This is a genomic window from Synechococcus sp. PCC 7502 (assembly GCF_000317085.1).
Taxonomy (GTDB): Bacteria; Cyanobacteriota; Cyanobacteriia; order Pseudanabaenales; family Pseudanabaenaceae; genus PCC-7502.
The window spans coordinates 3,263,981-3,285,448 of record NC_019702.1 but is presented as its reverse complement, the minus strand read 5'-3'; the positions used below and the strand labels follow the sequence as shown (position 1 = coordinate 3,285,448).

Sequence of the window (21,468 nt, the reverse complement as noted above, 5' to 3'; positions counted from 1 at the left end):
TAAGGAGGGGGCACAGATGGTGAAGAGTTTTGCTTGAATATCAGTATTGTAATGATGGATGAATAATTAAATAGCTCCAATATGATTCTCTAACTTTTTGGAAAAAGAAAGAGTTTTCCTGACAAGATGAGCAACCCTTTGCCTTAAAGTGCAATTAAATCATTCAATATGATTAGTCTGTCAAGATTCCTTACCCACAGCTTTATGTCCTTTTTGGGGTAAAACACAACCGTAAGCTTTGCAGAAAAATCAACACATTATCGATACACACTTGGTAAAGATTGCCATAACCTCAATGCTGCATCTTGACTACCAAGGTATACACCAATAATTTCTCTGATTTGGCGATCAATTGCTAACCAAATCCATACTTTATTTTTACTATTGTTTACAAATGACCAAAGTTCATCACACTCTATCGTCAGCCTCACCTTTTTTTTAGCTATCACTTTGACATGTTGTTCTACACTTCGTGATTGCCCATTAATATAACTTTATACCCACTGCCTTGAAATATTGCTAACCCGCACAATTGGTCTCATCACAATTCGTTCTAAAAGTAGTTTGCCAATTAGCTCAGTTTTTGCTTTTGATATTGGTTGATTCTGGGGAATGTGATCGTTTGTTCTCTCCAAGAATTTTAAGTGCTATATATACTTAGTTATTGATCTCAATACAAGAGAAATTATCGAATGTTCTGTTGGTGATAGAAGTCGTAAATCTGCTCTTAAACTTTGGCAGAGGTTACCTCCTATTTACCGTCAGTATACTGTTGCTTATAATCACTTTTGGCAGGTTTACTCTAAAGTAATTAATAATTTAATTCCTTGTATACGTCATCGTGCTGTGGGTGAGAAGAGCGGTCAAACTAATCCTATTGAAAGATTAAATAATACTTTTCGTCAACGCATTTCTCTTTTGGTGCGACAAACTCTGTCTTTCTCTGGGAAGTTAGGCAATCATATTGGGGCTATTTGGTACTTTATTCATGACTATAATGCACGTCTTGCAATGATTTGTCACTTTTCACTACTTCTAACCTTGCAGCCTCTGAGTAATTCATCGAGTATTTCTTTATAACGCTGAGATTCAAGCTAGGCTTTGCTTTCTTTATCAGCATCCCTACATCTTTAGAACTATCATTATTTGAATATCCATTAAGTCTACAAAAGGAAAAACAGAAAAGAGGTAGTTATGTTTTACTACCTCTTTTCGTTAAATATTAAGCTTGGCACCGAGCTATTTTCCCATAGAGCTACCCCTAAAGTATCTTCACCGTAACAGCATTTCACACCTGAGTTCGGGATGGATCAGAGTGGTTCTACTGCACCATAAGCACCAAGCAAATCACTAAGGCTTAATTTACCCAAAACCTTAAAAGCTGCACAGTAATAGTCATGTAAATTAAATGTATTAGCTAACAATTATTGAGGACAAGCCCTCGGTCTATTAGTACTTCTTGGCTACATACATTACTGTACTTCTACCTAAAGCCTATTAACGGGTATTCTGCCCGTGACCTTACTGACTTATGTCATGAGAGTACTCATCTTGAGGTGGGCTTCCCACTTAGATGCTTTCAGCGGTTATCCACTCCGCACATGGCTACCCAGCGTTTACCGTTGGCACGATAACTGGTACACCAGCGGTGCGTTCCTCCCGGTCCTCTCGTACTAAGGAGGAGTCCTCTCAATACTCTTGCGCTTGCACCGGATATGGACCGAACTGTCTCACGACGTTCTGAACCCAGCTCACGTACCGCTTTAATGGGCGAACAGCCCAACCCTTGGCACGTACTTCCGCACCAGGTTGCGATGAGCCGACATCGAGGTGCCAAACCTCCCCGTCGATGTGAACTCTTGGGGGAGATCAGCCTGTTATCCCTAGAGTAACTTTTATCCGATGAGCGACGGCCATTCCACGCTGTGCCGTCGGATCACTAAAGCCGACTTTCGTCCCTGCTCGACTTGTTGGTCTTGCAGTCAAGCTCCCTTATGCTTTTGCACTCTGCGGCTGATTTCCGACCAGCCTGAGGGAACCTTTGCGCGCCTCCGTTACAATTTAGGAGGCGACCGCCCCAGTCAAACTACCCGCCTGAAACTGTTCCTCTCCCAGATTCATGGGTAAAGGTTAGAATCCTAGCCTCTCCAGAGTGGTATCTCACTGTTGACTCCGATATCCCCACAAGGACATCATCATAGTCTCCCACCTATCCTGCGCAAGAGAAGCCCGAACCCAATTCCAAGTTATAGTAAAGCTTCATAGGGTCTTTCTGTCCGGGTGCAAGTAGTCCGTATCTTCACAGACAATCCTATTTCGCCGAGTCTCTCTCCGAGACAGCATCCAAATCGTTACGCCTTTCGTGCGGGTCGGAACTTACCCGACAAGGAATTTCGCTACCTTAGGACCGTTATAGTTACGGCCGCCGTTCACCGGGGCTTCGGTCGCCAGCTTCACTTGCGCTGACCGACTTCCTTAACCTTCCGGCACTGGGCAGGCGTCAGCCCCTATACATCGTCTTACGACTTAGCAGAGACCTGTGTTTTTGGTAAACAGTCGCTTGGATCATTTCACTGCGACCCACGTCTTAGGTGGGCACCCCTTCTCCCGAAGTTACGGGGTAATTTTGCCGAGTTCCTTAGAGAGAGTTATCTCGCGCCCCTTAGTATTCTCTACCTACCCACCTGTGTCGGTTTGGGGTACGGGTGTATGTTTTCATCGCTACCTAGCTTTTCTTGGCACTATCTTCACCATGTAGAGTTCGTAAACTCTTCCCAATCCATTAAGGGTATGGCTTATCATCATGCGTCCCTAGTTTGCTCCAACATATCAGTCAGGGAATATTAACCCTGTATCCATCGACTACGCTTTTCAGCCTCGCCTTAGGTCCCGACTAACTCTACGTGGACGAGCCTTGCGTAGAAAGCCTTGGGTTTTCGGGGCATTGGATTCTTACCAATGTTTGCGCTACTCAAGCCGACATTCTCACTTCTGTTTCGTCCACATCTGCTTACGCTAATGCTTCTCACTATTACAGAACGCTCCCCTACCGATTAATAAATTAATCTCACAGCTTCGGTGCATCGCTTAGTCCCGTTCATTTTCGGCGCGGGAACACTTGACCAGTGAGCTATTACGCACTCTTTTAAGGGTGGCTGCTTCTAAGCAAACCTCCTGGTTGTCTCTGTATTCCTACCTCCTTATCCACTTAGCGATGTCTTGGGGACCTTAGCTGGTGATCTGGGCTGTTTCCCTCTTGACCATGGAGCTTATCCCCCACAGTCTGACTGGTTGTGTGTGCATCTGGTATTCAGAGTTTGATTCGATTTGGTACAGATCTCTCCGCCCGCACCGAGTCAGTGCTTTACCCCCAGACTATAATCACAACCGCTATGCCTCAACATATTTCGGGGAGAACCAGCTAGCTCTGGGTTCGATTGGCATTTCACCCCTAACCACAGGTCATCCGCTGATTTTTCAACATCAGTCGGTTCGGACCTCCACTTGGTGTTACCCAAGCTTCATCCTGCCCATGGTTAGATCACCCAGGTTCGGGTCTATAAACAGTGACTATCGCGCTTTTCACACTCGCTTTCGCTTTGGCTCCAGCATTCCCGCCTTAACCTGCCACTGCCTATAAGTCGCCGGCTCATTCTTCAACAGGCACACGGTCAGACGTTAAATCGTCCTCCCATTGCTTGTAAGCTTACGGTTTCATGTTCTATTTCACTCCCCTCTCGGGGTTCTTTTCACCTTTCCCTCGCGGTACTGGTTCACTATCGGTCACAGATGAGTATTTAGCCTTACCGGGTGGTCCCGGCAAATTCACACGGAATTTCTCGTGTACCGTGCTACTCAGGATACAGCTAGCTCAACTTAGTTTTTGACTACGAGGTTTTCACTCTCTATGACTTGTCTTTCAAACAATTCGTCTAACTTTGTTGATACATGTTGCTGTCCTATAACCCCAGTTAGTCATGCCAACTGGTTTGGGCTCTTTCCCGTTCGCTCGCCGCTACTAGGGAAATCATTATTTATTTTCTCTTCCTCCAGCTACTAAGATGTTTCAATTCGCTGGGTTTGCTCTTTCCCGTCTATGTATTCAACGGGCAGTATATAGGGTTGCCCCATTCGGAAATCTTTGGCTCAAGGCTTGTTTCCAGCTCCCCAAAGTGTATCGTCGGTAACCACGTCCTTCATCGCCTTCCTGTGCCTAGGTATCCACCGTAAGCCCTTTGTAGCTTGACCACAATTTGCTTTGTTCGCTTTACATTGATATCTACTTGCTTGTTTTCATTTTGTTCTTTCTAGTTACCCAGAAAAGAACTTTTTGAAAAGTTACTTTTGACTATTACTATGCAGTTTTCAAGGTTCTGACTGGAATTTTCCAGCAGTCTGTCTTGTTTTCACAAGATTAGTTGCTGTACATTTTACTATTGCCTATGTTTCAGTGGAGGTAAGCGGACTCGAACCGCTGACATCCTGCGTGCAAAGCAGGCGCTCTACCAACTGAGCCATACCCCCTTTAAGAAGTTTTATGTCTATCACTTCTTTAGTGGGCCATCCTGGACTCGAACCAGGGACCTCACGGTTATCAGCCGTGCGCTCTAACCAGCTGAGCTAATAGCCCTCTTGTTAGTTGAACTAGACATAGTTTGAAAGCTTTGCTGTTGACTTCGACCGACCTTGGGATTGCTTACTACTGACTTATTACTGTATTGTTTCGGTCTAGTAGAAGTAGGTCTCCCTAAAAGGAGGTGATCCAGCCGCACCTTCCGGTACGGCTACCTTGTTACGACTTCACCCCAGTCATCAGCCCTGCCTTAGGCGCCTTCTTCCTTGCGGTTAGAATAACGACTTCGGGCGTGACCAACTTCCATGGTGTGACGGGCGGTGTGTACAAGGCCCGGGAACGTATTCACCGCAGCATTCTGATCTGCGATTACTAGCGATTCCGCCTTCACGTAGGCGAGTTGCAGCCTACGATCTGAACTAAGACTGGGTTTACGAGATTAGCTTGTATTCGCATACTTGCGACTCTTTGTCCCAGCCATTGTAGTACGTGTGTAGCCCAAGACGTAAGGGGCATGCTGACTTGACGTCATCCCCACCTTCCTCCGGTTTGTCACCGGCGGTCTCTCTAGAGTGCCCAACTGAATGATGGCAACTAAAAATGAGGGTTGCGCTCGTTGCGGGACTTAACCCAACATCTCACGACACGAGCTGACGACAGCCATGCACCACCTGTCTCTATGCTCCCGAAGGCACTCCCACCTTTCAGCAGGATTCATAGGATGTCAAGTCTTGGTAAGGTTCTTCGCGTTGCATCGAATTAAACCACATACTCCACCGCTTGTGCGGGCCCCCGTCAATTCCTTTGAGTTTCAATCTTGCGACCGTACTCCCCAGGCGGGGTACTTAACGCGTTAGCTACGGCACTGAGAGGGTCGATACTCCCAACACCTAGTACCCATCGTTTACGGCTAGGACTACTGGGGTATCTAATCCCATTCGCTCCCCTAGCTTTCGTACATGAGTGTCAGTTTTGGCTTGGCAGGACGCTTTCGCCGCTGGTGTTCTTCCCAATATCTACGCATTTCACCGCTACACTGGGAATTCCTCCTGCCCCTACCATACTCTAGCTCACCAGTTTCTATCGCTTTTACGGAGTTGAGCTCCGCGCTTTAACAACAGACTTGATGTGCCACCTGCGTACGCTTTACGCCCAATAATTCCGGATAACGCTTGCATCCTCCGTCTTACCGCGGCTGCTGGCACGGAGTTAGCCGATGCTTATTCTTCAGGTACCGTCATTATCTTCCCTGAAAAAAGAGGTTTACAATCCACGAACCTTCATCCCTCACGCGGTATTGCTCCGTCAGGCTTTCGCCCATTGCGGAAAATTCCCCACTGCTGCCTCCCGTAGGAGTCTGGGCCGTGTCTCAGTCCCAGTGTGACTGGTCATCCTCTCAGACCAGTTACTGATTGTCGCCTTGGTGTGCCGTTACCACTCCAACTAGCTAATCAGACGCAAGCTCATCTACAGGCTATAAATATTTCACCTCTCGGCACATCGGGTTTTAGCGACCATTTCTAGCCGTTATCCCCGTCCTATAGGCAGATTCTTACGCGTTACTCACCCGTCCGCCACTAAGTATTGCTACTCCGTTCGACTTGCATGTGTTAAGCATACCGCCAGCGTTCATCCTGAGCCAGGATCAAACTCTCCATGATGTTGTTGAGTTGAGTTGCTCGTTTTTTGCGTTTCTTAAACGCTTTTTTGCTTGAATTTCTTCAAATTTTCTTTGACGAAGTTTTCTTGCTTGGCTTTCAAACTATTGAGTTGTCTATGGTTCAGGCGTTTCGGCTTTTCTTAACCGTTTTGCGCTTATTGAATATAACAAAGCTATATCGGTTTGTCAACTGTTTCGCTTATTGTTTTTTTGGAAACTGAAATATGATCTGGTCTGACTGATAGTGGGGTATGAAATGTCAAGGCACCGACTCGTCTATTATCAACCTTATAGTTTTTCTTTTTAGTAGGTATGAGTTCAAGTAGGTCTGATTCAACTTGAGTTAATAGTGCTAAAAAGGTCTTTGTTTCTAGTTCCATCTTTTGGGCTAATGTAGCTAGCAAAATTGGTTGACCAAAACAATCTCTACCTGCTTTAGTTTCTGCTTCTGTAAACCAGACTCGATAAAGATTTTGAGTGAATTCATAGGCGGAGATAGTAGGAACTTTGATTAACTTGGCTTGGTCAAGGCTTATGGCTTGCTCTTTGATCTGATCAACTAAATCGGCAAAGCTTAATTCGCCCTTGTTTTGACTTGCTAGTTCACGATAGTGATTGGCTAGGGCTTGGACAAGGGGTTTAATCGGCGCAGGAATTCGATAATGTTCAGTTTTGTAGGGGGCTTTTTTACCCCTGCCACCAAGGGCGTTTTTATTAGGCATTTGATTAATTAAATATGGTACCAAGATTAGATTGCTAGTTTAGTACAGATTTACGATCTAAGCAATACATGGTACCAATTATTATAATCTTGCTTAACTCTTTAGGTTGTCGGGGTGATTAGTACTTAAAATCCAATTTTTTGTTTCTGAATTAGACTCCGCAGATTCTAAAGGTTTGAATTCATAGATGTCTTCTAACCTGTGATAAATCTCTGATGAAACTGTGATGTTACCTATAGGGCTTAGGGAGACTAAATGCTGGCAGTAATCAACTGTGTCGCCCCATACATCGTAGATATATTTGTTTTTGCCGACGATTCCTGCAATTACATTACCTGAGTGAATACCTGTGCGAATATTTAACTGAAAGCGGCGATCATGGTTAAACCTCCGCACGATCGCAGACATTTCAATGGCAAAATCTATAGCTCTTTTATCGTGATCGAGGTAGGGTAGGGAAAGTCCACAGACAGCCATGTAGCGATCGCCTATGGTTTTAATTTTTTCAATGCCGTATTTTTCGGCTGCTTCATCGAAGGCACCCACTAGATCATTGAGAATACTCACAACTTCATAGGCACTTAAGGAGGCTTCAAGTTTAGTAAATCCTGTGATTTCTGCAAACAGTACGGCAACATTGGCAACTCTTTCCGCAATATTTCTCTCGCCTCGTTTCAGTCGTTTAGCGATTGCTAGGGGAAATACGCTTAATAGCAGCCGTTCATTTTCTAGGTTTTTTTGTTCTACTAATTCAGTCTGGGCGCGCAGGCTATTGACCATGGCATTAAAGGATTTTGCCAGTTCCCCAAATTCATCTTGGGAGTTTAGGGGAACAATGGCATCTAGTCTGCCTTTTTCAATTTTTAGGGAATTAGCAATTAATTGGTTAATGGGTTTTACAAATAAATATGCCAGCCCCATAGCTAATAGGGTAACTACTAGCATCAGGATAGTGGCAGAAATCAGCAGTTGTCGCTCAAAGGCTTTGATTGGGGCATATGCTTCATCTAAATCTATTTCAGATAAGATCACCCAATCTAGTTCATCAATGCGTAAGGGCGCATAGGAACTTAAAACGGGAATGTTACGATAGTCGTTAATAATTTGGATACCCTTTTTTCCTGCTATGGCTTCTTTGGAACCAACGGTTGCCACTTTCTGCTCTAGGATCGATGTTTCAAATTGCTGGATGCGCTTAAGGATTTTTTCGCTGACATCAAGCGATCGCAGCGTTTCAAGATACTGATTAGGGGTCTCGACTAAAAATCTGGATACCGATCGCATTAAATAGTCCTGTCCAACTAAGTAAGTCTCGCCGCTTTTGCCTAAGCCATCACTTTCCCAGTTTCGATTTCCTGTCATCACATTATTGATTTCATTAACGGGAATTTGCACGGCGATCGCCCCGATAAACTGGGACTGATCAAAAATTGGTGTAGCTATAAATGCCGCAGGCGCACCGTAGGATGGAGCATAGGACTCAAAGTCAATGATGCGGGCATAGTCTCGTTCTTTTTCTTGACGGACTTGAGTAATGAGTCGGGCTAGATTGGTTTCATTATAGGCATCTTGTCTGAGGCTGGTGGAATAGTCTGTTTCTTTATAAACCGTATAGACAATTCTGCCTTCAGGGTTAATTAAAAACAGGTCGTAATAGCCAAATTTCTCAATAATATTGCGAAAAATCGGATGATAGCGGGCATGAACTTTGCTATAGGTACTACCATCTTTGGCATCATCTAATAAGTGCTTTTTACCGACAGGATAGGGATTAGCCGCAATGTATTGGGATTGTAAATATCGAGAGGCTAAGGCTTTAGGTTCAAAGAATTTCAGAACAGAGCCAGTCGGTTGAATGCTTGAGTCAGCTTTGCTAAGTCTGGCTAGAAACTGATCACGGTAATATTCATCTAGTTTTGGCTGCAACTTATCAATATTTTTGGGGTTTTGTGCTAATTGACTATAACCAGCATCAAATTCTTTTAAAGAATCAATGACAAACGGACTTTTACCTAGGGTTTGAACATGGTTGCGGAGGGTCTGAAAGTAGGACTCTATTTGGTATGCCTTAGATGCCCTAACACTAGTTAGTTGGTTAAAAACTCGATCAGTAAGATTGGATTTACCGCTTTGATAGCTAATGTATGCTGTCACTAGAATAGAGCAACTGCTGACTACCAATAGCATGATAATCAACTTGGATTTAATGCTTAAATGGGTGAGCGATCGCATGGGGGAGATTTAGCTTCGCTCCTAAATAAAATTTGGCTTCTTTAGGCTAGGTTAGCTAGAGCTATGGCATTGTTTAAATTTATACAATTATTAGTTAGTTTGAATGTATTTTGAGAATGGTATTATCAAAGAACCCAGTAAAGCTTATGCCGATGTAGCACAGTGGTAGTGCAACTGATTCGTAATCAGTAGGTCGCAGGTTCAAATCCCGTCATCGGCTTTATTTGTTTTATCCTTGAAGAATGCTGACTACTCCTAAATCACAATCTAATTCTCCTCAGATTTCTCAGAAAATTAATTCTCAGGAAATTAACTGGCAACCAATTATCAAAGAGTTTGAAGCAATTCTGGGCAAAAAAAATGTGGTTCGTACCCGTGAAGATTTAGTTGCCTATGAATGTGATGGCTTAACTAGCTATAAACAGCAGCCAGCCTTAGTGGTTTTGCCTAGGTCAACCCAAGAGGTATCAGAGGTTTTAAAGGTGTGCGATCGCTATGGCATTGCTTTTGTGGCTAGGGGTGCAGGTACAGGTTTATCAGGGGGAGCTTTACCGATTCAAAATTGCGTGCTGATTGTTACAGCCTTGATGAAGCGAATTTTAGAAGTGGATTTGGAAAACCAGCGAGTTATAGTCCAGCCGGGGGTAATTAATAACTGGGTCACTCAAGCTGTTAGTGGGGCAGGGTTTTACTATGCGCCTGATCCTTCTAGTCAAATTATCTGTTCGATTGGGGGCAATATTGCCGAAAACTCTGGAGGTGTGCATTGCCTAAAATATGGAGTCACAACTAATCACGTTTTGGGCTTAAAAGTAGTTCTCCCCAATGGGGACATTATTGATGTCGGTGGTAAAATTCCCGAAATGCCCGGTTATGATCTCACGGGTTTATTTGTTGGTTCCGAAGGTACCTTAGGTATTACTACGGAAATTACTCTAAAGATTCTGAAAACTCCTGAAGCAGTACATGTACTTTTAGCTGATTTTGAGAGTGTTGAAGCTGCAGCCAGCACAGTTTCTGACATTATCAGTGCGGGTATTATTCCTGCGGGTATGGAAATGATGGATAACATGAGTATTAATGCTGTAGAAGATACTGTTGCCTCTGGTTGCTATCCCCGTGATGCGGAAGTAATTCTACTTATAGAAATAGATGGATTAGCTGTGGAAGTTGCAGAATATGCGATTCAAGTGGAAGCGATCGCCCGTAAAAATGGAGCCAGAAATATTACAACTGCGATCGAGCCTGAACAACGCTTGAAACTATGGAAAGGACGAAAAGCAGCTTTTGCGGCAATGGGAAAACTCAGCCCTGATTACTATGTCCAAGATGGCGTGATTCCCAGAACAAAGTTACCTTTTGTGTTAGCAGAAATCGCCGCTTTAGGTGATCTGCATGGCTATAAAGTCGCCAATGTGTTTCACGCGGGTGATGGTAACTTACATCCCTTAATTTTGTATGATAACTCCCAACATGGGGCATTAGAAAAAGTAGAAACCCTAGGTGGCGAAATTCTTAAACTCTGCGTTCGGGTTGGGGGCAGTATTTCGGGAGAGCATGGGATTGGGGCTGACAAAAAATGCTATATGCCAGAGATGTTTAACAAGGCTGATCTTGAAACTATGCAGTGGATTAGGCAAGTCTTTGATCCTAAAAATATCGCCAACCCGGGAAAGGTTTTACCGTCGCCCCGAACCTGTGGTGAAGGAGCTAAACCACTAACTTCTCATTCCCAGTTTCCAGAAATTCCTAGATTTTAGTTCTTTTTAGTTTGGTATTTCTACCTCCTCTACTTAATTACTAACGGAAACTTTAGATAAAATCTCTTGTAATAGGCTAATTTTGATCGGTTTGGTTAAATATTCAGCCATCCCTGCGGCTAGACAAACTTCTCGATCTTCCTGCATAGCATTAGCGGTAAGGGCAATAATCATTGGGCGATCAGGTGGAGACCATTGAGCAAAAATTTCATGTGTAGCGGTTAGTCCATCCATAACTGGCATCTGTATATCCATGAATATCAGATCATAGTGCCTATGGTGCAGAGCTTCTAATACCTCTACCCCGTTCTCTACCACATCAGCAATATATCCTAGGTAAGACAGCATTTTAAGCATTACCTTTTGATTGACGATATTATCTTCAGCCAACAAAATCCTTAAAGAGTTGGGGCTTAAAGGTTGAGGTAAGGTGTTAGCTGGTAGGTTCTGTTCTAAGGATTGTACTGGCGTACATTTATCCCAAGGTTGTGTCTGGATATAGAACGAGAAGGTTGAGCCTTTACCTACCGTACTGGTAACTTTAAGATCACCACCCATCAAATTAACAAAGCTTTTACTGATGGCTAATCCTAATCCTGTTCCTTCCTGCGATCGCCCGCCATTACCCTGAGATTGGAAAAATCCCTCAAAGACTCTATGTAAATTCTCAGATTCAATACCTATACCCGTATCTTCAACTTCAAAATATAGATAGGTTTCTTGTTGCTGATCTTGTTGATTATATTGGCGATCGTATTTAGAAACCCGCAAGGTTATGTGTCCTGCGGTGGTGAACTTGATGGCATTATTGAGGAGATTAATTAATATCTGCTTTAGTTTCATCTCATCGCTGTAAAGAGTTAGCTCCAGATCGGGAGCTAGTTCAAATATTAAAGTCAGTCCCTTTTCCTTGGCTCGATGTTCCAACAATTCCCTGACACTTTTTAATAAATCTTGAAGATCAAAACCTTGACAATTTAGAGTTTCCTTACCTGCTTCAATTCTTGATATTTCCAGAACACTATTGATTAGGGCAAGGAGGTGTTCAGCACTGCGATAGATTGTGTTGACCTGTTCACGGATATCTGGAGGCGTGGTGTGATCGTAGAGCATAAGTTGGGTAAACCCTAGAACCGCATTTAATGGAGTTCTGAGTTCGTGACTCATGTTGGTAAAAAATGCCGTTTTAGCTTGACTTGCTGTCAGTGCTTCTTCCTTTGCCTGTTCCAATTGTTCATTAGCAAGACTGAGTTCTTGGGTGCGCTCCGCTACTTTTTGTTCGAGGGATACACTGAGGTTTTCCAGTTCAGTATTAATAGCTGTTAATTCTTCATGCTTTAAATTCTCATAGTCCCGTAATTGAGCGATCGCTGTAATCAGAGTTTGCGCCAAAAAGCCAATTTCATGATTAGGTAAGGCTTGAGGTAAGTCAATTTCCCCTGTTTGATGGCTGCGGGAGATCGCATCATTTAGACGTTTGAGCGGCTGTAACACCGATTTTTGCAACAGGATCACCATGAAACCAAGAATAGTAATAGTACCAATTAACATGGTGACGGTTGAGGTTAGAAAAATTTGCCAAGCGTCCTGTTGACTTTGATAAAGATCGATCGCAATGACAGATAAGCCACGTTTACCTTGCTTTTTAAATATGTGACTGGCAAAAGGTACCATGTGGACAAGAGCAATGCGGTCATGGATTTTAGTCCTCTGGGTAATTTCCATACCACTATTCTTTGCCTGATCAATTGCTGCAGCTAAATCTGGGTGCATGGCAGCATAGGGCAGAGGCTCATCAAAATATTCATTGTGGGCGATGGTTTTTCCATCAGGATCAACAATTGCTACTTCTAGTACCGTGGGTAAGGTACCAAAATTTTGGGTCATCCGTTCTAAAATGTCGAGATTTCCATATTCCAATAGTCCTTCCGTGGCAAACTCCAAGCTGCGGGCGATCGATTGTGCCCTTTTCTGCCCTTGTATTTCTAAATCTCCTTGGACATTGCGATAGTTAATCCATAGGGTTGTCATACCAACCAGAATAAGTGATATGCCAAACCCACCTAGTAACTGTCGGGATAGACTTTTACTCATGGCTGCCAATCATTAATAGCTTTAAGGACAAATTCAGAATTAATTTCCACATCATCTCTGATAATTCGCCCATGGCGCTGATCGGCGCGTAACAGTTTGGCGGATTCTGCCGTTGCTTCACGCAAACGCCCATTAGGTATAAACATCCGTCGATTCATGGCAATGTCACCTTTAATTAAACCACTATAGTCCCTAGCAACTATTGCCTTAGTTTGTTTGATTTCCCTAGCGATCGCCTCAAATACTTGATCAGGATTAGTTTCTACGGCATGAATAGTATCAAACCACGCCAAAATAAACCGAGACAACCAATCTTGATTATCCTTAAGTACAGTAGATCGGGTTGCTAAACCATCAATTACCAAACTATCCACATCCTTGGTGGTAAAAATAACCTTGCCGTCAATGTCCTTAGCCGTTTTACTTAAATTTGGTTCCCACATTACTGCCGCATCAAGAAGTCCCTGTTCGAGTAGGTTACTACTTCTTTCGTTGGAGACATCTTGGATTGTGACATCCTCTGGTTTGAGATTATGGGACTTTAGAGCCTCTAATAAAATTAAATGGGCAACGGTACCGAGCTTTGCGCCAATGCGTCCACCTTTTAATCCCTTTACGGAGTTAAAACCCTGCCTAGCCACAATGCCATCGGAACCAGCAGAAATGTCTGTAACCATTATAAATACTGGTTTATCATTGGCGGGATCAACCTGCATTACTTCCCAAAGCGGTACAAAACTGGCATCCTGCGAACCCCGCATTGTGGCACGAATATTATCCTGTTGATTGTTAAAATGAACTAACTTAACTTCTAGTCCTCGCCTGGCAAAAATACCTGAGGAACGAGCATATAGGGCAATGGAGTATCCCACCCAGTTATTAATACCTATGCTCAGAACCTGACGATTTGGTAACTGATCACAACTGCCTGCTAAACAACTAAGACTAAGACTGATTACAAATAATCCTAATAAATGCGATCGCAGGTTTGCCCTCCAAGCAATCACCTTGGGAATCCTTTGCCAAAGAGAGATGAGGTTAAGTCTGAGCATGGGATTTAGGACTATTGAAGGAGTGAGGGGAGTAGATCAATTATTAATTAGGTTAGACAAAAAGGCGAAAAGTTATGTGATTATATTCCACATACTCCCTTCATACTCTAAAAAATAGACTTAATTAAGTGGAGCACAGCCCCTACACCCCCGATACTTACTATAATCCTTCACTGGGAAAGGAGTATGTGATAAATTAGCGCATAAAAACTAATTAAAAATTAAATTTAAGATGCTACTTCTAAATCGTTACCAGTGGACTGTGTTGTTTGCTGCATGGCTAGGTTGGGGCTTTGACATTTTCGACGGACTTTTGTTCAACTATGTTGCGCCTAATTGCGTACCGACTTTGTTGGGCTTGACTATTGGCTCACAACCAGCTAAGACAGCCACGCTTTTTTGGACTGGAATTCTGACTTCAGTTCTTTTAGTGGGATGGGCGGGCGGTGGCATAATTTTTGGATATATAGCAGATCGTATTGGCCGCAGTAAAACCTTACTCTTAACCATGGTACTTTATGCTTTAGGAACTGCTTGTTGTGCATTCGCCCCTAATATTTGGATATTGATGACATGTAGAGTGATCGCAAGTTTGGGGATTGGCGGTGAGTGGGCGGCTGGGGCATCAATGGTGGCGGAAGTTGTTCCAGAAAAATCACGAGTAGCCGCTGGTGCCCTTTTATATACATCGGCACCCGCTGGCTTGTTGCTAGCTACCTTCGTAAATTACCAAATTGCAGGAGTTATTCTTGCCGGCAGCCCTGAAATATCTTGGCGTTTTGTATTTTTAACAGGATTAATTCCGGCGGTTATCGCTTTTGTCATGCGCTTATTTGTAAAGGAGTCTGAACGTTGGAAGAATACAGTTGCCAATACCAAGCCCCCTAAGTTGGTCGAACTTTTCAATCGTCAAAATTTACCTTTAACTATCAGTGGTTTTTTAATGGCAGTAACGGCTTTACTGACTTGGTGGAGTTGTAATGCTTTTATCCCAGTGGTTGCTACAGGATTAGCCAGAACGGCTGCGGTCGATCAGGGGTTGAGCCAAACTGCCACTTTTGCCCTAGTCGAGCATTGGAAGGTAATTGCTACCAACAGTTTTAACTTGGGAGGCTTTATCGGTACTCTTCTCACAATTCCTGCTGCTAAATATTTAGGACGGAAGCGCATGTTTAGTACATATTTTATTCTTTCCTCAGCAGCTATTTTAATGACATTTGGTCTGCCACTGCCACCTGAAGTTCGCCTTTATATGTATTTTGCGATCGGCTTAACGGTTTTTGGGATATTTGGGAGCTTTACTTATTATCTACCCGAACTCTTCCCCACAAGGCTAAGAGCAACTGGCTCAGGTTTTTGTTATAACACTGGTAGATTAATAGCAGCTATCGGCCCATTTTTAGTGGGAACGATCGCTTCCCGTGGAGAGAATGCTTTGAGCAGCAGTTTACAAGTTCTTTTTTGCATTGGATTTGTCCCTTTAATCGGTTTGGCTTTTATGCCTTGGGTAATTGAAACTAAGGATCGGGTTCTAGCGGACTTCGAGCCTATTTCCTGATCCACTCGGTCAGAAAATTCTTCGGGAGCATATTGTGATGGAGAAGAAAATTTTGCTTCGATTTCATATAGAGCCTGTTTCATATTTATTATGAGCAAGATGTATGATGCTTAGAAAATGCTAAATCCATACTCAAGTAGCCTAACAGATAAAGAATGGGAAATTATAGAACCATTGCTCCCAAAGAAAAAGCAAACTAGACCGCCAACTTGGACAAAAAGACAAATTTTAGACGGCATACTCTACCAACTCAAAAACGGTTGTAATTGGCGAGATATGCCCCGAGACTTACCAGCATTCTCTACAGTCTATCGATACTACAAGGAGTGGAAAGATACAGATACATTTACTGCGATTATGGAAGCTTTGCATTCAACAGCCCGTGAACAGTCAAAAAAAATCAAAATGGACAACTTTAATCATCATTGACTCACAAGCAGTGAAAAATACCTGTAATGCAAGTATAGAATCCAAGGGCTTCTGCTCCTACAAAGCAACTAACGGGATCAAAAGACATTTAGCCGTTGACACTCTGGGTATTTAACAAGAGCAAATGTATCAGATGACCAAGGACTGATTGAGATGTTAACGATTAACATTGATTACTTCAAATCGAAGCCAGATGACATTACGTTAACTACGATATTGCTGGATAGTGGTTATCATATCGAAAAATTGACGACTGATTTACAGAAGGTTTATCCTGAGATTATGACTAAGATTAGGTTTGAAATTTCTCCTAAGGTATCAAAGCAAAAGCAGGCAGAAAAAGGTCTGTCTGGGTTTGTAGTTGTGCCGACAAGGTGGGTAATTGGGTTGAAAGATGCAAAATCTTAGTTAAGAACTTTGAGAGAACTCTCGTTAATGCTACAGCTAAACTCAATCTTTGCTTTATTCGCTTGATGCTAAAAAGAATTGCTACTCATGAGATATGAAACAGGCTCTATATATCTTTATCGCTAACAACTGGAATTAGGGCAAGAAAAAGAGATAAACGTTCTTCTCTCAAGACCTCGCAAACACTTTGCTTGATAATGTCATGATCTTAGATCAATCTTTATCCTTACGACGGGATCAATTACTAGATTTAGGATTTAAAATTCTCCACATAGAATCAGATACTGTAATTGCTGGTCGCCGTTGGTTTCATTGGGATTGTCTATTTACATTAATTAACTACACCGTATTTGTCCGTAGGGTTACAAACCTATCCCTAGCAATGCTGGAAAGCGATCACCCTCAGTTTCTAGCAAAATCACAAAAGCTTTACCCATCGTTCTTACCAAGGGGATGTCAGGCAGGAGATGCCGTTTTAGTTGTATATATTGCTGATCAGGTGGATACGGAATCGCAGTTTCGCTGTGAACATGAACTAAATTTAGGCTTTGCGGAATTTTATGTGCCTGCTGCCCTTGATCTCAGCAGCAAAAGACTGTTTTTAATCAGACGTATCCCACTTTGGGGAAGCCTTTACTATGGCAAGTTTCGCTATATCCTTGGTCTCCTGCTGATTCCTAATTCTAAAACTCAACAAGAACCGTTATCAATACTAGGAATTGTGGGAATGCTACTAGTAATATTGCCTATAGGTCTAGTAATATTTTTGATGTTGGCTGAATTTCAAGGCTAATTTAGTGCTAAAAAACTCAAAATTTGGGTGAAATGTAAAAATTATCTGTCAGGTTCTAGCATTATAATTGCCGATATATGCTTACAACTGCTCAACCCAACTCCAAAAAACTGCTGCGTTGGCAGAAAGTCAAACATACTTCCTTTAGCCGTCAGAGAGATATATTTGGGGCGGCATTTACGTTTATTTTTTTTCTGTGGTGGGATGGGCGATCGCCAAGTTCGGAAATTAAGCTCAAACGGGCGAAGTGGCTAGTACGAAAAATGCTGGATTTAGGTCCCACTTTTATTAAGGTCGGTCAGTCGCTTTCGACAAGAATAGATTTATTTCCCCCTGAATATGTGCAGGCATTCTCCGAGTTGCAAGATAAAGTTCCTGCCTTTGATAGTCGGGATGCGATCGCTATTCTGGAAATCGAATTGGGTAAATCCCTCTATAGTGTTTATCGAGACTTTAGCCTAGAACCGATCGCCGCCGCTAGTCTCGGACAGGTACATAGGGGAGTGCTGCATACGGGGGAAGAAGTCGTGATCAAAGTGCAGCGTCCCAAATTAAGAGAACTATTTGATTTAGATCGAGTGGTGTGTGCTCAATTACTTAAAGTACTGCGTCGTTATTTTAAGTGGATGAAGCAATACGATTTGGAAGGAATTTTTGCTGAGTTTTTTACCATTCTTTACCAAGAAATTGACTACCGCCAAGAAGGGAAGAATGCCGATCGCTTTCGTGCTAATTTTGCCAATAACCCTGAAGTAGTTGTCCCCAGAGTCTATTGGGAATATTCCTCCGCTAAAGTTTTAACCCTAGAATTTGTGCCGGGGATTAAGGTTAATGATCTGCCCGCCCTTGCTGCCAATAATATCGATCCCAAAGCGATCACAGAAATTGGGATTCGTTGCTATCTGAAACAATTTTTACAAGATGGATTTTTCCATGCTGATCCCCATCCGGGCAACTTAGCTGTAACTAGCGGTGGCAGTTTAGTATTTTACGACTATGGCATGATGTCCGAGGTTGTTACCATTGATCGAGAACAGATGGTCAAAAGCTTTTTAGCAATACTGCGCAAAGATGCCAATAGCCTTGTGGATACCCTAACTGCTATGGGCTTAATCGAAAAAGTTGGTGACATGACTGCAATTAAGCGCATGATGAAATTTGTGCTAGAACGATTTACGGATAAGCCAGTTGATATTAAAGAGTTTGGGGAGATTAAGAGCGAACTATATATAATTTTTGAAAAGCAGCCATTTCGTTTACCTCCCAAGATGACATACCTCTTAAAATCCTTGTCAACGTTGGCAGGAGTGGCATTAATTCTTGATCCTGAATACAACTTCAAATCCGCAGCCCAGCCTTTTATTAAAAGCTTAATTGTCAACCAAGGCGGTGGGATGCTAGGGGCGATCGCTCGCCAAACTCAAGAATTTATCAGTGCCAAAATTAATCAACCTCGTGGGACAGAAATTGTCCTCCGCCGTCTGGAGGAGCGTTTAGATCAGGGTGAGTTAAGAGTTCAAGTCACATCCATCGAAACCGATCGCGCGCTTAAGCAAATTAAATTGGGAGTAAAAAGCCTAATTTATGCCTGTATTGGTGGGTTTATGTTGTTATCAGGGACAATTTTATTACTGGGGAATTTTGCGAATTGGGCTATAGTTACCTTTGCGATCGCCGCTTGGAATTTTATCTATCTATGGCGTACCCTTGGTCAACTGTCATTTAGAGAAAAACTAGATGAGTTTGTGGAAAAGTAAAATGCGGGAAAATACTTAGTAAAGTTTTTATTAACCTATGTTTTTAGCCTCATTAGTCTGACTAACAACTTCAACCAGCCACAGAAAATATTAAACTCTTAAATTTAAGAGCAATGCTAAAGTTTAGAGGAGTTTATTTACTTATAAGGGTTAGTTGCTAAGCAGGAAAAAATTATGAAACTAAAGCCAATCCTACTAACGTTAGCTCTCCTCACCTGTGGTTATAGCCAATATAGTCAAAGTCAAGTGGCGATCGCCGAAAATCTTGAGAATATTAATCGAGCATTATCTACCAATAAATGTCAAAGTTGCGATTTAAGGACTTCCAATTTAGTTTATGCCAAACTTTCAGGGGCAGACTTGAGCTTTTCTAGCTTACGGGAAGCAAATTTGAGCCGAGCCGATTTAAGCTTTGCTAACTTACGCAATGTGGATTTTCGGGGCGCATCATTACTTGGTGCTAATTTAAATGGAGCAGATTTAAGTGGGGCAAATTTAAGTAGTGTTGATTTGAGCGGTGTAAATTTTAGTAACGCTAACTTACAGGGTGCTAATTTTAGTGGTTCCGATCTAAGGCGAGCATTTTTCGGTGGGGCGAATTTGACTGGGGTTAACTTTTCTAATGCCTTTTTAAGGGGGGCAGTTGGTATTCCCATTGATGCCGTTAGCCCTGAAGAATACTATGCTTGGGCAACCGATGAAGACAAAAAAGGCAATCACCGTCTGGCAATTGAATATTTTAATAAAGCTGTAGTCGTTGATCCTAAGTATGCCCTTGCCTACATGGGGCGGGCGATTTCTCTTAGACAAATTGGTGATGTGGATTCGGCAATTCAGGACTCAGATCGGGCTGCGGCTTTGTTTGAAGCTCAAGGTGATCAAAAAGGCACAAAATTGGCAAAGGATTTAACAGAGGTGATGAAAAATCCCCCCGGTGCGCCTGGCAGTAGTTTTGGAGATGTTCTTACTAACATAGGTTCTCTATTCCTGCAATTTTTACTCAGATAAATGTCTAAAGTAGTTTACAGCTATGAATCTACTACCTCTAATCTAAGGGTTTGGGCTGTGCGATCGCCCCTATCAACTTGGACAAACACAACTATTATTAATAAACTCAATTTTCAAATTATCTTAAACCGCCCTAAACCTGAAGTGATCAAAGGCAATCTCAGGCAGTTGGAGAATTTAATTGAGAGTCTAGTAAACTATGTGGATAACTGGTTAAATTCGCCTTTGCATTCGCCCTTAGAGCCTTTAGAGCCTTTAGAGATATATGAGCTTAAGCTATTTCATCGTTGCCACATCCCAAATTTACGGCAATTCAGTGGACTAGAATTTAGCACCCTAGAATTATTTGATCTAATTTCAAATCTAGAGTTACTAACCAGTGAGGTGCAAATGTCCCCAACTCTCGATTTAGTCGTTCAGCCGATTAGTCCAATTTGGTTAAAAGTTGTCATAGTGGCGATCGCCACCGTAGGTATTAGTTCAAGTATTAGATTCTTAGAGCCTAAATCACCCCAGTATGTAATTAGTTCTAGCCCAGACATAAAATCCTTACCTCAATCCCCACGACCTAGTAATTCTAATAATTCACTCCAGGCAAAGAAACAACCTGAAGATGATAAGTCCGTTATCAAGTTGGAGTCTAAAGTAGAATCCCCAATAGAGCCAAAATTAAAACCAAAATTTAACTCACAACTAATACCCCAAGACCGTTTAGGTAACTTATCACTTTCTCCTAGCAGTAAGGGATTAGATACCTCAGCATTACCAATCCAGCCCCAAACTAACTCAGAAATAAAACCACAGGTAAAAAATAACCCCAAACAAGAGCCTCAGCCATTAGTTGCTAATCCGCTAACTACTAAATCCTCTGAAACTTTGCCATCTGCACCAAAACCAGACCCATCTATCACCATCGGCGCAACGAGGGAACCCAGAGCAGATCGAGTCAATACCCTAGATCAAGCTAAATCAGTCCCCAATGGGCAAAACTTTAACCGATCTTTATCAAGTACAGAATTAACCAGAGAATTACCCCAAGAAACTGGAAAGTTAGCAGGAGCTACTTCAGCAATTAAAGATCAAAACTCCAATCCAAACGGAAATCAAAAGGCAACCCCCAAAATAAAAATAGAAGTTCTTAAAATCACTGGTTCTCCCTCTGACCTGCAAATCTATAAACAAAAATTGGAGACTCTAAGTAATCTAAGTAATCTAAATAGCCTCAATTCTTCTCAAGTAGCATCCGAGATCAATATCCAAGTGCGCTGGCAAAATCGCCAAATTACCGAGATCAATGTAGTTCCCGAAAATATGGAATTAACTGAATTTGTAAGGCGATCACTCCTAGAGACTTTTACCGATCAAGATGGTAGTATCGACATCAGCCTCAAAATTATCAATCCTTGATTTCTTGCATTTTTA

The 21,468-nt window shown here is 42.5% G+C and carries 13 protein-coding genes, 3 tRNA genes, 3 rRNA genes and 1 pseudogene; 11 read left to right on the top strand and 9 right to left on the bottom strand.

Annotated elements, in window-relative coordinates; genetic code table 11:
- Positions 1-630 precede the first annotated feature (630 nt).
- Positions 631-1,080, top strand: a pseudogene (locus tag SYN7502_RS19490) (hypothetical protein); the annotation flags it as partial.
- Between the two features lie 146 nt (positions 1,081-1,226).
- Here the strand turns inward: SYN7502_RS19490 and rrf are convergent.
- The 7 genes from rrf to SYN7502_RS16410 all read right to left on the bottom strand — a co-directional run bounded on the left by rrf (position 1,227) and on the right by SYN7502_RS16410 (position 9,187).
- Positions 1,227-1,343: ribosomal RNA gene (gene rrf, locus SYN7502_RS16440) — 5S ribosomal RNA — on the bottom strand.
- Positions 1,344-1,429: 86 nt separating this feature from the next.
- Positions 1,430-4,248, bottom strand: a 23S ribosomal RNA gene (locus SYN7502_RS16435).
- A gap of 203 nt (positions 4,249-4,451) precedes the next feature.
- Positions 4,452-4,524 (bottom strand) — tRNA-Ala (locus SYN7502_RS16430).
- A gap of 32 nt (positions 4,525-4,556) precedes the next feature.
- Positions 4,557-4,630, bottom strand: a tRNA-Ile gene (locus SYN7502_RS16425).
- Between the two features lie 120 nt (positions 4,631-4,750).
- Positions 4,751-6,234 (bottom strand): 16S ribosomal RNA (locus tag SYN7502_RS16420).
- Together the 16S, 23S and 5S rRNA genes with 2 tRNA genes alongside form the textbook arrangement of a ribosomal RNA operon.
- Positions 6,235-6,406: 172 nt before the next feature.
- Positions 6,407-6,955, bottom strand: coding sequence for a hypothetical protein (locus SYN7502_RS16415; RefSeq protein ID WP_015169853.1), 549 nt, complete (start codon positions 6,953-6,955; stop codon positions 6,407-6,409).
- A 93-nt stretch (positions 6,956-7,048) separates the two neighbouring features.
- Positions 7,049-9,187, bottom strand: coding sequence for an adenylate/guanylate cyclase domain-containing protein (locus tag SYN7502_RS16410; protein ID WP_015169852.1), 2,139 nt, complete (start codon positions 9,185-9,187; stop codon positions 7,049-7,051).
- A gap of 148 nt (positions 9,188-9,335) precedes the next feature.
- Here SYN7502_RS16410 and SYN7502_RS16405 point away from each other — a divergent pair.
- A tRNA-Thr gene (locus SYN7502_RS16405) sits at positions 9,336-9,407 on the top strand.
- A 22-nt stretch (positions 9,408-9,429) separates the two neighbouring features.
- On the top strand, positions 9,430-10,947 hold the full coding sequence (glcD, locus tag SYN7502_RS16400; RefSeq protein WP_015169851.1) for a glycolate oxidase subunit GlcD: 1,518 nt from the start codon (positions 9,430-9,432) through the stop codon (positions 10,945-10,947).
- A 33-nt stretch (positions 10,948-10,980) separates the two neighbouring features.
- Here glcD and SYN7502_RS16395 read toward each other — a convergent pair whose 3' ends face one another.
- Complete coding sequence (locus tag SYN7502_RS16395) at positions 10,981-13,041, bottom strand: ATP-binding protein (protein ID WP_015169850.1); 2,061 nt, start codon at positions 13,039-13,041, stop codon at positions 10,981-10,983.
- Positions 13,038-14,093 (bottom strand): ABC transporter substrate-binding protein, encoded by a 1,056-nt coding sequence (locus tag SYN7502_RS16390; RefSeq protein WP_015169849.1) that lies wholly within the window; start codon positions 14,091-14,093, stop codon positions 13,038-13,040. The genes SYN7502_RS16395 and SYN7502_RS16390 overlap by 4 nt, the downstream gene beginning before the upstream one ends.
- Positions 14,094-14,325: 232 nt before the next feature.
- Between SYN7502_RS16390 and SYN7502_RS16385 the strand changes: the two genes are divergently transcribed.
- From SYN7502_RS16385 to SYN7502_RS16355, 8 genes are all read left to right on the top strand, one after another.
- Positions 14,326-15,651: an MFS transporter gene (locus SYN7502_RS16385; protein WP_015169848.1), complete on the top strand. Its 1,326-nt coding sequence runs from the start codon at positions 14,326-14,328 to the stop codon at positions 15,649-15,651.
- 117 nt (positions 15,652-15,768) lie between these two features.
- Entirely contained in the window at positions 15,769-16,080 is a 312-nt protein-coding gene (locus tag SYN7502_RS16380; RefSeq protein ID WP_041429575.1) for a transposase, read from the top strand.
- Positions 16,034-16,195, top strand: a complete 162-nt coding sequence (locus tag SYN7502_RS21515; protein WP_246828903.1) for a hypothetical protein — start codon at positions 16,034-16,036, stop codon at positions 16,193-16,195. The genes SYN7502_RS16380 and SYN7502_RS21515 overlap by 47 nt, the downstream gene beginning before the upstream one ends.
- 38 nt (positions 16,196-16,233) lie before the next feature.
- Positions 16,234-16,488: a hypothetical protein gene (locus tag SYN7502_RS21510; protein ID WP_371257789.1), complete on the top strand. Its 255-nt coding sequence runs from the start codon at positions 16,234-16,236 to the stop codon at positions 16,486-16,488.
- A 202-nt stretch (positions 16,489-16,690) separates the two neighbouring features.
- The gene (locus SYN7502_RS16370; RefSeq protein ID WP_015169847.1) at positions 16,691-17,281 is read left to right on the top strand and encodes a hypothetical protein; all 591 of its coding nucleotides are present in this window, start codon (positions 16,691-16,693) and stop codon (positions 17,279-17,281) included.
- 77 nt (positions 17,282-17,358) lie between these two features.
- A complete protein-coding gene (locus SYN7502_RS16365) occupies positions 17,359-19,038 on the top strand; it encodes an ABC1 kinase family protein (protein ID WP_015169846.1) in 1,680 nt (559 codons plus the stop codon).
- Between the two features lie 174 nt (positions 19,039-19,212).
- Entirely contained in the window at positions 19,213-20,046 is an 834-nt protein-coding gene (locus SYN7502_RS16360) for a pentapeptide repeat-containing protein (RefSeq protein ID WP_015169845.1), read from the top strand.
- The gene (locus SYN7502_RS16355; RefSeq protein WP_015169844.1) at positions 20,047-21,453 is read left to right on the top strand and encodes a DUF4335 domain-containing protein; all 1,407 of its coding nucleotides are present in this window, start codon (positions 20,047-20,049) and stop codon (positions 21,451-21,453) included.
- Positions 21,454-21,468 lie beyond the last annotated feature (15 nt).

What these genes read in the sequence shown, in the direction of transcription:
- SYN7502_RS16355 (WP_015169844.1), top strand. Translation starts at nt 20,047, where the DNA reads ATGTCTAAAGTAGTTTACAGCTATGAATCTACTACCTCTAATCTAAGG.
- SYN7502_RS16370 (WP_015169847.1), top strand. Translation starts at nt 16,691, where the DNA reads ATGATCTTAGATCAATCTTTATCCTTACGACGGGATCAATTACTAGAT.
- SYN7502_RS16395 (WP_015169850.1), bottom strand. Translation starts at nt 13,041, where the DNA reads ATGAGTAAAAGTCTATCCCGACAGTTACTAGGTGGGTTTGGCATATCA.
- SYN7502_RS16385 (WP_015169848.1), top strand. Translation starts at nt 14,326, where the DNA reads ATGCTACTTCTAAATCGTTACCAGTGGACTGTGTTGTTTGCTGCATGG.
- SYN7502_RS16365 (WP_015169846.1), top strand. Translation starts at nt 17,359, where the DNA reads ATGCTTACAACTGCTCAACCCAACTCCAAAAAACTGCTGCGTTGGCAG.
- SYN7502_RS16390 (WP_015169849.1), bottom strand. Translation starts at nt 14,093, where the DNA reads ATGCTCAGACTTAACCTCATCTCTCTTTGGCAAAGGATTCCCAAGGTG.
- glcD (WP_015169851.1), top strand. Translation starts at nt 9,430, where the DNA reads ATGCTGACTACTCCTAAATCACAATCTAATTCTCCTCAGATTTCTCAG.
- SYN7502_RS16360 (WP_015169845.1), top strand. Translation starts at nt 19,213, where the DNA reads ATGAAACTAAAGCCAATCCTACTAACGTTAGCTCTCCTCACCTGTGGT.
- SYN7502_RS21510 (WP_371257789.1), top strand. Translation starts at nt 16,234, where the DNA reads ATGTTAACGATTAACATTGATTACTTCAAATCGAAGCCAGATGACATT.
- SYN7502_RS16380 (WP_041429575.1), top strand. Translation starts at nt 15,769, where the DNA reads ATGCTAAATCCATACTCAAGTAGCCTAACAGATAAAGAATGGGAAATT.
- SYN7502_RS16410 (WP_015169852.1), bottom strand. Translation starts at nt 9,187, where the DNA reads ATGCGATCGCTCACCCATTTAAGCATTAAATCCAAGTTGATTATCATG.
- SYN7502_RS16415 (WP_015169853.1), bottom strand. Translation starts at nt 6,955, where the DNA reads ATGCCTAATAAAAACGCCCTTGGTGGCAGGGGTAAAAAAGCCCCCTAC.